Consider the following 13,334-nt stretch of genomic DNA (forward strand, 5'->3'; position numbering starts at 1 on the left):
CTGGGCGTTTCTCTGAAGCGTAGTCGATTAACGCTTCGAGTACTGCGGACGCTTGCGCGCCTTGCGCAGACCGATCTTCTTACGCTCGACCTCACGCGCGTCACGAGTGACGTAGCCGGCCTTGCGCAGCGAGCTGCGCAGGGTTTCGTCGTACTCGATCAGAGCGCGGGTGATGCCATGACGAATGGCGCCAGCCTGACCGCTCACACCACCACCAGCAACGGTGACGTAGATGTCGAACTTCTCGACATTCTCGGTCAGCTCGAGCGGCTGACGAACCACCATGCGGGCGGTTTCACGGCCGAAGAACTGGTCCAGGCTGCGATTGTTGATGGAGATCTTGCCAGTACCCGGACGCAGGAATACACGCGCGGTAGCGGTCTTGCGACGGCCGGTGCCGTAGTTTTGAGTCGCCGACATTGTTGAGCCTACTCCGTTAAATCTTCAGTTCTTGGGGCTGCTGAGCGGTATGCGGGTGGTTGGCACCAGCGTAGACCTTCAGCTTGCGATACATGTCGCGACCCAGCGGGTTCTTCGGCAACATGCCCTTTACGGCGGTCTCGAGGACGCGCTCAGGAGCACGAGCGATCAGCTTTTCAAAGTTGATCGACTTGATGCCGCCCGGGAAACCGGAGTGGTGGTAGTACATCTTGTCGGTGGTTTTGGCACCGGTCACACGCACCTGCTCGGCATTGATCACGACGATGTAGTCGCCGGTATCGACATGCGGAGTGTACTCGGGCTTGTGCTTGCCACGCAGACGGGTAGCGATTTCAGTGGCAAGACGACCCAGGGTCTTGCCAGCAGCGTCGACAACGTACCAGTCGCGCTTAACAGTTTCCGGTTTCGCAGAGAAAGTTTTCATTCGTTATAGCCTCAGGGGCCACCTGAAATATCAAGCAGCAAATCATACTGGACAGTACTTGCCTTTACAACAAGGCAACCGCGGCCAACTGCAGACACTAAATCGGGGGGGGGGCTCGGGTCAGTGCGTCTGCATTCGGCAAAATCGGCAGGTTAGGCATTCCCACCGAGCAGGACGGGCTAGGCATCCCCGTCACGAAAGCCGGGGAATTTTACCGAGCCCGCCAGAAATTACAAGCTGCAATTGACATCGTCTATAGCCCGCACCTCAACGCTGGCCGCGGGCCTGCTGGTAGAGCGGCATCACCCGCGGAATGGTTGCCCTGAGGTTGCTCATGCGGGTCGAGGAGGACGGGTGGGTGCTCATGAATTCCGGCGGCGCGCCGTTGCCCGCACCAGCCATCTTCTCCCACAGGGTGAGCGCCGCATTCGGGTCATAGCCGGCACGCGCCGCCAGCTCCAGACCGATCAGGTCGGCCTCGTTCTCGTTACCGCGACTGTTGGGCAGGGTCATGCCGTACTGCACCGCCGCATCGGCCAACTGCCCGCCGGCCTGACCGAGGCCGAGCAGCGCCACTGCGCCCTGCTTGGCCAGCTCGGCACCATAGGCCTTGGACATCGCCTCGCGACTGTGCTCGCGCAGGGCGTGGGCGATCTCGTGGCCGAGCACGGCCGCCAGCTCGTCGTCGCTCAGCTTGAGCTTCTCGACCAGCCCGCTATAGACGATGATCTTGCCACCCGGACCGACGTTGGCGTTCAGCTCGTCGCTGGCAATCAGGCTGGTCTGCCAGTCCCAGCCGGCAGCATCGGGGCGGAACACCGGAGTCTGCGCGATCAGCCGGCGGGCCACGTTGTTGACCCGCTGGGCCAGCGCGCTGCTCTTGTCCAGCTTGCCGGCACTGGCCGCCTTGCTCAGGGTCTGCTGGTAGGACTGCGCATACATCTGGTCCAGCTGCTGACTGGAGAGCATGCTGAACATGTACTGCTTGCGCTCGACACCCACCGCGCCAGCACTGGTTGTATTCACCGCCTGGCAACCGGCCAGCAGCAGGGCGCCGGCGACGCCGGCAAGACGAAACACGTAACGCATGGACAATCTCTCCTCAAGGCGCTGGGCCACCAGCGTAGGCCTCAACCTTGTCTGAGACAATCTCCGCAGAACCGAGTTCATGCCGGCGTCAGGCACTGCGGCCCCTCCTCCTGCGGATTGTTGCCCAGCCCGGCGAGCAGCCGCTCGCGCAGCGGCAGCGCCGGCGACGCCAGCAGCGCCTGCAGATCCTCCGGCGCGGCGGCCGGATCCAGCCACAGCGCCTCGCCGGCGGCATCCAGCAGCAGCGGCCGGCGCTGCGGCCCGGCCGCGACGGTGACCACCGCAGCGCTCAGGTAGACCCGCTCGCCGACCGGATAGGCCTCCCACAATGCCGCCATCGACAGCAGCGGAAATTCGCCCGAGCTCATCCAGAACGGCCGACGCCGCGGCCCGCGCCACTCGTAGAAGCCATTGGCCGGCAGCAGGCCGCGACGCAGGGCGAACGCCTCGCGAAACAGCGGCTGCTCGGCCAGGGTCTCCGCGCGCGCCTGCGCTGGCGCGCGCGACAGATCGCGCAGCCAGGCCGGCGTCAGCCCCCAGTGCACCAGCGCGGCCTCGCGCCCGGCGGCGGCACCACGCAGCAGCAGCACCTGCTGGGCAGGCGCGATATTCCAGCGCGGCTCCAGGCCGACCGGGAAGCCGGGCAGCGCCGCCAGCGACGGCGACCAGCGAAACAGGGCAAAACGTCCACACATGGGCGAAAGACTACCGGGAGGAGAAGGGATTCAGCACAGCAGCACACCCGGCCGACTGCCGGGGTCGTCAGCGACCGGCGGCTCCGCCGGCAGCGGCTCGGCGGCATTGTACGCAGCTATCAGCGCCCTGGCCCGCGACGCATCCTCGTCGGCGACCAGAATGGCCAGCAGGCCGCTGGCCGGCAACTCGCCCAGCGCACCCAGCAGGTGCTGACCGAGCAGATGAGCACTGATGCCCTCACTGCCCAGCATGGCGACCAGCAGCTCGCCCTCGCCCAGGCCCGCCGGCTCATGGATACGCTGCATCAGTCATCCTCGCGGCGCAGCACCAGCGTCCAGGCGATGCCATCGGTGCGCAGCTCGAAGACGATCGGCTGGCAGCACACCGGACAATCCTCGACGTAGCACTGATCGCCCGCGGACAGATCGAGCACGGCCTCGGCCGGCTCTCCGCAATACGGGCAGTGATAGCGCTCGACTTCCAGCATCCACGCCTCCCGATGGTCTTCGTTTATAATTGTCGCCCCACCGGGCGGAACTTCCAGCCGCCGCACAGCAAATTCCCTGGTCAAGAGACACTAATGGGCGAGTTCGAAGCCATCCGACCCTATGCAGACGCGGAAGTCCGCCCCGTCCTCGAGCGCCTGCTCGCCGACGACGCCTTCCTCTCCACCCTCACCCGCTACCGCTTCCCGCGCCTGGCCGGCCCGCTCGGCTGGCTGCTCAAGCCGGTGATTGCCCACTACCTGCGCCGCGAAATCCACGGCGTCGACAGCGTGACCGCCCTGCAGGGCAAGATCGAACCCTACGTCGATCGCAGCATCGAGCACGCCAGCGACGGCATCAGCTACTCGGGACTGGAGCAGCTGCAGAAGGGCCGCCCCTACCTGTTCCTCAGCAACCACCGCGACATCGTCATGGATCCGGCGTTCGTCAACTATGCGCTGTACCACGCCGGACTGCCCACGCCGCGCCTGGCCATCGGCGACAACCTGCTGCAGAAACCCTTCGTCAGCGACCTGATGCGCTTGAACAAGTGCTTCATCGTGCACCGCTCGCTGACCGGCCGACGCGAGAAGCTGGCGGCCTTCCAGACCCTCTCCGCCTACATCAACCACTCGATCCGCAACGAAGGCGAGTCGATCTGGATCGCCCAGGCCGAAGGCCGTGCCAAGGACGGCGACGACCGTACCGACTCGGCGATCCTCAAGATGTTCCACATGAGCCGCAAGGACGAGGAGTTCGCCAGCACCCTGCGCGACCTGCACCTGGTGCCGATCTCGATCAGCTACGAATACGACCCCTGCGACCAGGCCAAGGCCCGCGAGCTGTACATCCGCGCCACTACCGGCAGCTACAGCAAGGCGCAGGGCGAGGACGACGCCAGCATCGCGCTGGGCATCACCGGCTACAAGGGCCGCGTGCACATCGGCTTCAACCCCGAGGTGACGGCGCCCGACGCCGATGCCAAGCAGCTGGCACAACGCATCGACCAGGCGATCCTCGTCAACTACCGCCTGTTCCCGGTGAACTACCTGGCCTATGCCATGTGGGATGAGCGCGACCCGCAGCTGCAGGTGCCGACCGCCAGCGAGCTGTTCGAGGCCGCCGAGCTGGCGCGCGCCGAAGCCGAGTGGCAGCGCCGCCTGGGCGCCTGCCCGGTCGAGCAGCGCCCGTATCTGGTGATGCAGTACGCCAACCCGGTACGTAATCAGTACCTCAGCCGCGCCGGACTGCTGTAAGGCGGCAGCCAGCCGGCGCGCACCAGCCGCTGTGGGTGGCGATGTTCAGCGCAGCGCCGCGGCCTGCAGGCTGGTGCTCAGCCAGGACAGCAGCAGCGCCGCCAGCAGGCTGGCGGCGCCGAAAGCGTAGAAGAAGCGGTTGAGTCGCTCGCTGCGCGCGTCGCCGGCCAGTCCCGCCTCCGCCAGCGTCGCCAGTTCGCCGTCGAGGAGCAGGCGCGCTGCCGCCCGCTGCTCGCGCAGGCGCGTCGCCAACAGCAACCAGCCTCCCGCCAGCGCCAGGAACAATGCCAGACCGTTGACCACCTGCGCCGGATAGCTCAGACACATCAACCACAACTGCTGCAACGACATCCACAACCTCCCGACAACGCCCCACGGCCCTGCCAAGCAACCAGCACGCGATCCGCCGGCAGCGCCGGCGCCCCTGAAAAAGCGCCCAAGTCTATCCCCCGCCGCACCCCGCGCTCACCGGCTTTCCGACCGGCGCAGCAACCGCCGGGCAGAAAAAAGGCGATGGGATCACCACCGCCTTTTTTCGCTATCGACCGGACTTACTGGTTGTTCAGCAGCTGGCCGATGGTCGGATCCTTGAACACCCGGGTCAGCGCGTCGCTGAGCACATCGCTGACCAGCTTGGTGTTGGTCTGCTGGTTCGGCGCCATGCCGAAGCGTTGATTCAGGGTCGCGGCGTAGCGGCCGCTGTAGCGGCGCACGCTGTTCTGCACATCGGCGCGGATGCTGGCACTGATGTTGGCCTCGGTGACATAGCTGCCGTCCCGGGGCGACTGGTATTTCATGTCGGTCAGGGTCAGGGTCAGCTGCGGCGCATTGTAGGCATTGGGCGTCGGCGTGAAACCGAGCAGGCGCACCGCCGCCTCGGCCTGGCCCTGCAGCTTGGGCACGATGTCCTGGCCGGCCACGCTGATCGCACTGGTTTCCGGGTACAGGCCGCCACGGGTGCCGAGCACCGGCGAGGAGCGCCCGTCGACCACGCGCACCACCACCGGCTGGCCCTGACCGATCGGGTTGAGCTGGGCGGTGACCATGGGTTGCAGACTCAGGTGTTGCGGGCTGTGGGCACAGCCGACCAAGGCCAGACTGGCAGCAGCAAGCAGGCCAAACAGCAGACGGGGCAGCATGTTCATCTCTCCGGAGGTTGGACAGGAAATGCGCGGCAGTATACCCAGCCAGACAGGGCGCCGCGACAGAGGCCACTTATTTGCGACCATCGCCGGCGGGCAGAGTTGCACCGCCCACAAACGACAAGGGCGCCCGATCGGGGCGCCCTCTTGGGTCACGGCTTGTGCGGCCGGCTGAGGAACTCGTGGGACTGCATCTCGAGCAGGCGGCTCAGGGTGCGCTGGAACTCGAACTCCAGGCGCCCGCCGGTGTACAGGTCCTTCAATTCCACTTCGGCGGAGAGGATCAGCTTGACGTTGCGGTCGTAGAACTCGTCCACCAGGTTGATGAAGCGCCGCGCCATGTCGTCCTTGCTCACGCCCATCTGCTCGACATTCGACACCAGTACGGCGCCGAATATCTTGCCCAGCTCGATGTAGTCGTTCTGGCTGCGCGGACCGTCGCACAGCTCGCGGAACTCGAACCAGGCGACGTCGTTGGCCACCTTGCGTGCGCGGATCTCGCGGTTCTCGATCAGCAGCACCTCGTTGTCCTGCACGTGGCAGTTCTCGGTCAGCAGGCTGCGGAAGCTCCGGTCCAGGCTCAGCTCGGCCTCGGCATCCAGCGGGAAGTGGTACAGCTCGGCCTGCTCGAGGGCACGCAGGCGGTAGTCGATGCCGCTGTCGACGTTGACGATCTCGGTGTGCTGCTTGAGCAGGGCGATCGCCGGCAGGAAGCGCGCGCGCTGCAGACCGTCGCGGTACAGGCCGTCCGGAACGATGTTGGAGGTCGCCACCAGGCTCACGCCGTTCTTGAACAGCTCGTCGAGCAGGGTGGCGAGGATCATCGCGTCGGTGATGTCGGAGACGAAGAACTCGTCGAAGCAGATCACCCGTGCCTCGTCGGCGAAGCGCTTGCCGATGATGGTCAGCGGGTTCTTCTCGCCCTTGAGGGTCTTCATTTCCTCGTGCACGCGCTTCATGAAGCGGTGGAAGTGGGTGCGCATCTTCTGCTTGAACGGCAGCGCGTCGAAGAAGGTGTCGACCAGGTAGGTCTTGCCGCGACCCACGCCGCCCCAGAAGTAGATGCCCTTGATCGGCGCCGGGTTCTTCTTGCGACCGAACAGCTTGCCCAGCAAGCCCGGATCCTGCTGCTCGGCCACCAGATCGTCGTACAGACGCTGCAGATGGCGCACGGCGTTTTCCTGTGCGGCATCGTGGAAGAAGTCGGGGCGTTTCAGATCAGCCTGGTAGCGTTCGAGCGGGGTCATGACGGCAACGTGGTTAAGAAACGGGGCCGACACTTTAACCACGCACCCCGCTCTTGGCAATTCGCCACTGCGCCCGGCGGCCGCAGGCGCCGCCGCCGGACTGCCTTCAGGCTTCCTGCGCGGCCAGCGCCTCTGCCAGGCGCGCCATCGCCGCCTCGCGCTCGTCGGCCGCGACGTAGGCCGGGCTGTGCGCCACCGGCGCATCGTCCAGCCACAAGGCGAAGCCCTCGCCCTCGGCACGCAGGTCCAGCTCGCCACCCTGCAGGCGCTTGCTGACCATGCCCGCGCTCTTGCCATCGGCGAAGCTCACCGACAGCAGCAGCTGGCTGCCGTCGGCATCCAGCAGGCGGAAGCGGAAGCTGCCGTCGTCGTCGCGGAAGCTGACGAAGCGCGCGCCCTTGGCCGCCTTCTTCTTCGCGCCGCCCGCCACCTGCACCTCGTTGCGGAACGAGCGCAGGCCGACCGCCTCGCGCAGCTCGTTGAGGAACGGCGTGGCGATCCGGCGCGCCTTGGCGGCACCGGCGAGGAGGATGTCCTCGAGATCGGCGGGACGGGCGATCAGCGTGTTGTAGCGCTCGCGGGCCTCGCCCAGCTCGCTTTCCAGCAGCTCGTACAGGCGCTGCTTGGCCTCGCCCCAGGCCAGGCCGCCCAGCAGCTCGGCACGGAACGCGGCACTCTGCTCGGCACTGGCGAAGGCCTGATGCAGGGTGAACAGGTGCGAGCTGTCGGCATCCTTCGGCTCGCCCGGCAGGCGCGAGTCGGTGACGATGCGCGCCACGGCGTCCTTGAGCTGTTTGCTGGTGCCGAACAGCGGGATGGTGTTGTCGTAGCTCTTGCTCATCTTGCGCCCGTCGAGGCCCGGCAGGGTCGCCACGCTCTCCTCGATCAGCGCCTCGGGCAGGGTGAACAGCTCGCGCCCCGCACCGAACAGGTGGTTGAAGCGCTGGCCGATGTCGCGGGCCATCTCCACGTGCTGGATCTGGTCGCGGCCGACCGGCACCTGGTGAGCGTTGAACATCAGGATGTCGGCGGCCATCAGCACCGGATAGCTGAACAGGCCCATGGTCACCCCGGCGTCCGGGTCCTCGCCCTTGGCCACGTTCTGGTCGACCGAGGCCTTGTAGGCGTGGGCGCGGTTGAGCAGGCCCTTGGCCGCCACACAGGTGAGCAGCCAGGTCAGCTCGGGAATCTCGGGAATGTCCGACTGGCGATAGAAGGTCACCCGCTCGGGATCGAGGCCGCAGGCCAGCCAGGTGGCGGCGATCTCCAGGCGCGAACGCTGGATGCGCTGCGGGTCGTCGCACTTGATCAGCGCGTGGTAGTCGGCGAGGAAATAGAAGGAGTCCACGTTGTCCGCACGGCTGGCACGGATCGCCGGGCGGATGGCGCCGGCGTAGTTGCCCAGGTGAGGAGTACCGGTGGTGGTGATGCCGGTGAGAATACGGGTGGTCATGGTCGATCGCTTGTCGTACTGGATCAGGATTGGAGGCGCGGCAGAACCAGCGCTTTCAGCTCGTTCAGCTTGCCGTGAAAGAAGTGGCCGCATTCTGCCACTTTGAGCAGCTCATGGGCACGTTCCAGCGCCGCCGACCAGGCGTACACCGCCTCGGGGGTGACCACCTCGTCGGCCTCGGGCTGGATCACCGTCAGCGCCGCGCGCTGCGGCAAGCGGCCGTCGACGCTGAAGCGCTGCACCGGCGGCGCCAGCATGAACAGGCGCTCGACGGCGATGCCCTGGCCTTCCAGGCGCCCGGCCAGGCAGGCCGCCACGCAGGAGCCGAAGGAGAAGCCGAGCAGGCTCAGCGGCAGACCGGGATGCTGCGCCAGCAGCCAGCGCGCCGCGGCTTCGGCGTCGTCGATCTCGCCCTCGCCATGGGCGTGCTCGCCGACACTCTGCCCGACGCCGCGGAAGTTGAAGCGCAGGGTGGCGTAGCCGGCATCGCGCGCGGTGCGCTGCAGGGTGGCGACCACCTTGTTGTGCATACTGCCGGCATGCAGCGGGTGGGGATGGCAGATCAGCGCCAGGCCGCGGGCATCGGCGCGACCCAGATACAAGGCTTCGAGCGCGCCGCAGGGGCCCTCGAGCAGCAGGGGAATTTCGGTCAATGACACTGGAAGCTCCGTGACCCCAGCAGGGGGAGACTCGTCTAGCACACTGCCAGTGCTATACAGCGCCGGCCTGACCCGCTAACGTAATGCAAATCCCGTGTATAGAGGAAGGATTCGTGGAACAGTCATTTGCTGCCTGGCTGCTGCCAGCCCTGGCCCTGGTTGTCGGGGTTGCCATCGGTTTTCTGCTCGCCCGCCTGCTGCCGGGCGCTGCCCCCGGCGGCGTCCAGAACAAGCTGGACGAGATGCAGGAGCGCTTCGAGGCCTATCAGAGCGAAGTGGTCAGCCACTTCAACACCACGGCCAGCCTGGTGCAGAAGCTCACCCAGAACTATCAGGACATCCAGGAGCACCTGTCCGAGGGTGCCAGCCGCCTGGCCCTCGACGAGCTGACCCGCCAGCGCCTGCTCGCCGCCCTCAGCGAGAGCAGCCAGCCGGCCCGCGAGCGCATCACCGCGCCGGCCAGCACCGAGCCGCCGAAGGACTACGCCCCGGGCAACTCCGGCTCCCTGCACGACGAAGAGGTGCTGAAGAAGGCCTGACGCGCCCGCCGCGCCCCGCCAAGCCCCGCCCTGCGGGGCTTCTTTTTGCCTGCAGGAAAGTCCCGGTGACTTTGCGCCACCCCACAAACGACAAGGCCCCGGCACTGCTGCCGGGGCCTTATCGTTCAGTGCCGCAGGATCAGATCGCGCCGCGCGTGCGCAGCAGCGCCAGCACCTGACGCACGCCCTCTTCCACCGAGACGGACTGGGTGTCGATCACCAGATCGGCATCCAGCGGCACGTCGTAGGCGAACGACTCGCCGGGGATGTTGTCCTCGCCGGCCGCGTACAGGCCCTGCGGATCGCGTTCGCGGCAGACCTGCGGCGAGGCCTGCACGTAGACGGTGATCAGCCGCTCGGCACCGATCGCCGCGCGCGCCTGCTCACGCCCTTCGGCATCCGGAGCGACGAAGGCGGCCAGGGTCAACAGGCCGGCCTCGTTGAACTGCTTGGCCACCTGCGCGGCACGCCGCCAGTTCTCGGTGCGCCCGGCGCGATCCAGCGGCAGGCCCTTGTTCAGGTCATGACGCAGGTTCTGGCCGTCCAGCACGTAGACCGCACGGCCGCTGTCGAACAGCTTGCGCTCCACGGCGTAGGCCAGGGTGCTCTTGCCGGCGCCGGACAGGCCGCTGAACAGCACGGTGACCGGCTGCTGACCAAGACGCGCGGCGCGTTCCTCGGCGCTGACGTGGGCCAGCTGGCCGTGGTGGCCGACGGTGTTCTGTCCGGCCAGCGGTTCGGCGATGATCATGCCGGCACCGACGGTGCCGTTGGTCAGGCGGTCGATGACGATGAACGCGCCGGTGGTGCGATTGTGCTCGTAGCCGTCGAGGGCGATCGGCGCATCCAGGCTGACGCGCACCTTGCCGATCTCGTTGAGCTTGAGCTCGCTGGCGGCCAGCTGCTCGAGGCTGTTGACGTCGACGCGGTGCTCGATGCCGACGATGTTGCCCGGCACGTAGCTGGTGGCGCGCTTGATGTCGTACTTCTTGCCCGGCAGCAGCGGCTCCTCGGCCATCCACACCAGCATGGCGTCGAAGCTGTCGGCAACCCGCGGACGGTTGTCGACATGCACCAGCATGTCGCCGCGCGACACGTCGATCTCGTCTTCCAGGGTCAGGGTCACCGCCTGGCCGGGAATCGCCTGCTCCAGCTCGCCATCGAAGGTGACGATGGAGCGCACCTTGCTGGTCTTGCCCGACGGCAGCACGGCGACCTCGTCGCCCTTGTGCACGATACCGCTGGCCAGGGTGCCGGCGAAGCCGCGGAAGTTCAGGTTCGGCCGGTTGACGTACTGCACCGGGAAACGCATGTCGGTCAGGTTGCGGTCGGCGGCGATCTCGACGGTCTCGAGGATCTCCATCAGCGTTGGCCCCTGGTACCAGGGCGCGCGCTCGCAGTGATTGACCACGTTGTCGCCCTTCAGCGCCGACATCGGCACGAAGTGCAGCGAGCTGGGCTTGAGGTTGATGCGCTCGGCGAACTGCAGGTAGTCGGCCTTGATGCTCTCGAACACGCCCTGATCGAAGTCCATCAGGTCCATCTTGTTGATGGCTACGACGATGTGCTTGATGCCCAGCAAGGAGGCGATGAAGCTGTGCCGGCGGGTCTGGGTCTGCACGCCGTAGCGGGCGTCGATCAGGATGATCGCCAGATCGCAGGTCGACGCGCCGGTGGCCATGTTGCGGGTGTACTGCTCATGGCCGGGGGTGTCGGCGATGATGAACTTGCGCTTGGCGGTCGAGAAGTAGCGATAGGCCACGTCGATGGTGATGCCCTGCTCGCGCTCGGCCTGCAGGCCGTCGACCAGCAACGCCAGGTCGACGTCATCGCCGGTGGTGCCGACCTTCTTGGAATCGCGGGTGATGGCTTCCAGATGATCCTCGTAGATCATCTTGGAGTCGTGCAGCAGGCGCCCGATCAGGGTGCTCTTGCCGTCGTCGACGTTGCCGCAGGTGAGAAAGCGCAGCAGTTCCTTGCGTTCGTGCTGGGCCAGGTAGGCGAGGATGTCCTCGCTGATCAGATCAGATTGATGCGACATGATGCGAAACCTTAGAAGTAGCCCTGACGTTTCTTTTCTTCCATCGAGCCGGCCTGGTCGTGGTCGATGACCCGGCCCTGGCGCTCGGAGGTGCGGGTCAGGAGCATCTCCTGGATGATTTCCGGCAGGGTGGTCGCGGTGGACTCCACGGCGCCGGTCAGCGGGTAGCAGCCCAGGGTGCGGAAACGCACCATCTTCTTGGTGATGCTGGCCTTCTGTTCCGGAGTCAGGTGCTCAAGGATGCGCTCGTCATCGATCATGATCAGCGCACCGTTGAGTTCGACCACCTCGCGTTCGGCGGCGAAGTACAGCGGCACGATCGGGATCTGCTCGAGGTAGATGTACTGCCAGATGTCCAGCTCGGTCCAGTTGGACAGCGGGAACACGCGGATCGACTCGCCCTTCTTGACCTTGCCGTTGTAGACGTTCCACAGCTCGGGGCGCTGGTTCTTCGGGTCCCAGCGGTGCTTGCTGTCGCGGAACGAGTAGACGCGCTCCTTGGCCCGCGACTTCTCCTCGTCGCGGCGCGCACCGCCGAAGGCGGCGTCGAAACCGTACTTGTCCAGCGCCTGCTTGAGCCCCTCGGTCTTCATCACGTCAGTGTGCTTGGCACTGCCGTAGGTGAACGGGTTCATGTCCTGGGCGACGCCGTCCGGATTGATGTGGGTGATCAGCTCAAGGCCCATCTCCTCGACCATCTTGCTGCGAAACTCGTACATCTCCTGGAACTTCCAGCGCGTGTCGACGTGCAACACCGGGAACGGCAGCTTGCCGGGGAAGAAGGCCTTGCGGGCCAGATGCAGCATGACGGCAGAATCCTTGCCGATCGAGTACAGCATCACCGGGTTATCGAACTCGGCGGCCACCTCACGGATGATGTGGATGCTTTCCGCCTCCAGCTGTTTCAGATGCGTCAGTTTGTCGACCATGGCTACTCACATAAGACATACGGGTTGCGGCCGGCGGGCCGTGAACGTGCGCGCACGATAGCACGCCACCCAACTTCTAATAAGGCGACGCACTAGAACCAATCATTCTATAAATATGCCCAAGCGCGGCCGCTCAGACCGGGTTGTCGCAATCGATAAAGCGGTGCTCGACACCGAAGCGCTGCGCCAGATAGTCGCCCAGCGCCTGCACCCCGTAGCGCTCGGTGGCGTGATGACCGGCGGCGAGGAAACTGAGTCCGCTCTCGCGCGCACTGTGCACGGTGGACTCGGACACCTCGCCGCTCAGATAGGCATCCACGCCGGCAGCGATCGCCTGCTCGATGTAGCCCTGCGCCGCGCCGGTGCACCAGGCCACCCGGCGAATCGGCCCGCAGCCGGGCACTAGCAGCGGCTCGCGACCCAGCACCGCGGCCACCCGCGCGGCAAAGGCGGCCGGCGCCAGAGGCTCGGTGAGGCTGCCCAGCAGGCCGACCGAACGCGGATTGCCCGGCTCCAGCGGCCCCTCCACCTGCAGGCCGAGGCGCCGGGCCAGCTGCACGTTGTTGCCCACCTCGGGGTGCAGGTCCAGCGGCAGGTGGTAGGCCAGCAGGCTGATGTCGTGACTGAGCAGGGTCTTCAGGCGGCGCTGCTTGATGCCGGTGACGCAGGGATTCTCGTTCTTCCAGAAATAGCCGTGGTGCACCAGCACCACATCGGCCTGCGCCTCGACCGCGGCATCCAGCAGCGCCTGGCTGGCGGTGACCCCGCTGACGATGCGCCGCACCTCGGCGCGGCCCTCGACCTGCAGGCCGTTGGGGCAGTAGTCGGCGATGCGCGCGGCATCCAGGTAGCGATCGCACTCGGCGACCAGGGTATTCAGGGCAATGGCCATGGTGATGCTCCGTAACAGTTGGCGACTGCTTCCCGCGCGCC

16 protein-coding genes are annotated in these 13,334 nt (G+C 66.2%); 2 read left to right on the plus strand and 14 right to left on the minus strand.

What is annotated here, in order from left to right:
- Positions 1 to 27: 27 nt before the first annotated feature.
- The 6 genes from rpsI to BM297_RS00700 all read right to left on the minus strand — a co-directional run bounded on the left by rpsI (position 28) and on the right by BM297_RS00700 (position 3,137).
- The gene (rpsI, locus tag BM297_RS00675; RefSeq protein WP_090305913.1) at positions 28 to 420 is read right to left on the minus strand and encodes a 30S ribosomal protein S9; all 393 of its coding nucleotides are present in this window, start codon (positions 418 to 420) and stop codon (positions 28 to 30) included.
- Positions 421 to 436: 16 nt separating this feature from the next.
- Positions 437 to 865, minus strand: coding sequence for a 50S ribosomal protein L13 (gene rplM / locus BM297_RS00680; protein ID WP_092427280.1), 429 nt, complete (start codon positions 863 to 865; stop codon positions 437 to 439).
- A gap of 267 nt (positions 866 to 1,132) precedes the next feature.
- Positions 1,133 to 1,954: a M48 family metallopeptidase gene (locus tag BM297_RS00685; protein ID WP_092427283.1), complete on the minus strand. Its 822-nt coding sequence runs from the start codon at positions 1,952 to 1,954 to the stop codon at positions 1,133 to 1,135.
- 77 nt (positions 1,955 to 2,031) lie between these two features.
- The gene (locus BM297_RS00690) at positions 2,032 to 2,649 is read right to left on the minus strand and encodes an SOS response-associated peptidase (protein ID WP_092427286.1); all 618 of its coding nucleotides are present in this window, start codon (positions 2,647 to 2,649) and stop codon (positions 2,032 to 2,034) included.
- Between the two features lie 30 nt (positions 2,650 to 2,679).
- The gene (locus BM297_RS00695) at positions 2,680 to 2,955 is read right to left on the minus strand and encodes a putative signal transducing protein (RefSeq protein WP_092427289.1); all 276 of its coding nucleotides are present in this window, start codon (positions 2,953 to 2,955) and stop codon (positions 2,680 to 2,682) included.
- The gene (locus BM297_RS00700; protein WP_092427292.1) at positions 2,955 to 3,137 is read right to left on the minus strand and encodes a CPXCG motif-containing cysteine-rich protein; all 183 of its coding nucleotides are present in this window, start codon (positions 3,135 to 3,137) and stop codon (positions 2,955 to 2,957) included. Before BM297_RS00700 ends, BM297_RS00695 begins: the two co-directional genes overlap by 1 nt.
- Before the next feature lie 93 nt (positions 3,138 to 3,230).
- Between BM297_RS00700 and BM297_RS00705 the strand changes: the two genes are divergently transcribed.
- Positions 3,231 to 4,391: a 1-acyl-sn-glycerol-3-phosphate acyltransferase gene (locus BM297_RS00705; protein WP_092427295.1), complete on the plus strand. Its 1,161-nt coding sequence runs from the start codon at positions 3,231 to 3,233 to the stop codon at positions 4,389 to 4,391.
- A 45-nt stretch (positions 4,392 to 4,436) separates the two neighbouring features.
- Here BM297_RS00705 and BM297_RS00710 read toward each other — a convergent pair whose 3' ends face one another.
- The 5 genes from BM297_RS00710 to BM297_RS00730 all read right to left on the minus strand — a co-directional run bounded on the left by BM297_RS00710 (position 4,437) and on the right by BM297_RS00730 (position 8,892).
- Positions 4,437 to 4,742, minus strand: a complete 306-nt coding sequence (locus BM297_RS00710; RefSeq protein ID WP_092427298.1) for a hypothetical protein — start codon at positions 4,740 to 4,742, stop codon at positions 4,437 to 4,439.
- Between the two features lie 200 nt (positions 4,743 to 4,942).
- The gene (locus BM297_RS00715; protein ID WP_092427301.1) at positions 4,943 to 5,530 is read right to left on the minus strand and encodes a YajG family lipoprotein; all 588 of its coding nucleotides are present in this window, start codon (positions 5,528 to 5,530) and stop codon (positions 4,943 to 4,945) included.
- 155 nt (positions 5,531 to 5,685) lie between these two features.
- Entirely contained in the window at positions 5,686 to 6,780 is a 1,095-nt protein-coding gene (zapE, locus tag BM297_RS00720) for a cell division protein ZapE (protein ID WP_092427304.1), read from the minus strand.
- 106 nt (positions 6,781 to 6,886) lie between these two features.
- Positions 6,887 to 8,233 carry a tryptophan--tRNA ligase gene (locus tag BM297_RS00725; RefSeq protein ID WP_092427307.1) on the minus strand — a complete coding sequence of 449 codons (1,347 nt, stop codon included), beginning with the start codon at positions 8,231 to 8,233 and terminating at the stop codon, positions 6,887 to 6,889.
- A gap of 23 nt (positions 8,234 to 8,256) precedes the next feature.
- Positions 8,257 to 8,892, minus strand: coding sequence for an alpha/beta hydrolase (locus BM297_RS00730; protein WP_092427310.1), 636 nt, complete (start codon positions 8,890 to 8,892; stop codon positions 8,257 to 8,259).
- A 113-nt stretch (positions 8,893 to 9,005) separates the two neighbouring features.
- Between BM297_RS00730 and BM297_RS00735 the strand changes: the two genes are divergently transcribed.
- The gene (locus tag BM297_RS00735; RefSeq protein ID WP_092427313.1) at positions 9,006 to 9,431 is read left to right on the plus strand and encodes a Z-ring associated ZapG family protein; all 426 of its coding nucleotides are present in this window, start codon (positions 9,006 to 9,008) and stop codon (positions 9,429 to 9,431) included.
- Between the two features lie 139 nt (positions 9,432 to 9,570).
- On the opposite strand, the gene cysN is transcribed toward BM297_RS00735, so the two are convergent.
- From cysN to BM297_RS00750, 3 genes are all read right to left on the minus strand, one after another.
- The gene (gene cysN / locus BM297_RS00740) at positions 9,571 to 11,472 is read right to left on the minus strand and encodes a sulfate adenylyltransferase subunit CysN (protein WP_092427316.1); all 1,902 of its coding nucleotides are present in this window, start codon (positions 11,470 to 11,472) and stop codon (positions 9,571 to 9,573) included.
- 11 nt (positions 11,473 to 11,483) lie between these two features.
- Entirely contained in the window at positions 11,484 to 12,401 is a 918-nt protein-coding gene (gene cysD, locus BM297_RS00745; protein WP_090347120.1) for a sulfate adenylyltransferase subunit CysD, read from the minus strand.
- A 133-nt stretch (positions 12,402 to 12,534) separates the two neighbouring features.
- Positions 12,535 to 13,293, minus strand: coding sequence for a Nif3-like dinuclear metal center hexameric protein (locus tag BM297_RS00750; protein WP_092427319.1), 759 nt, complete (start codon positions 13,291 to 13,293; stop codon positions 12,535 to 12,537).
- Positions 13,294 to 13,334: the final 41 nt, after the last annotated feature.

It is taken from the genome of Geopseudomonas sagittaria (genome assembly GCF_900115715.1).
Taxonomy (GTDB): Bacteria; Pseudomonadota; Gammaproteobacteria; order Pseudomonadales; family Pseudomonadaceae; genus Geopseudomonas; species Geopseudomonas sagittaria.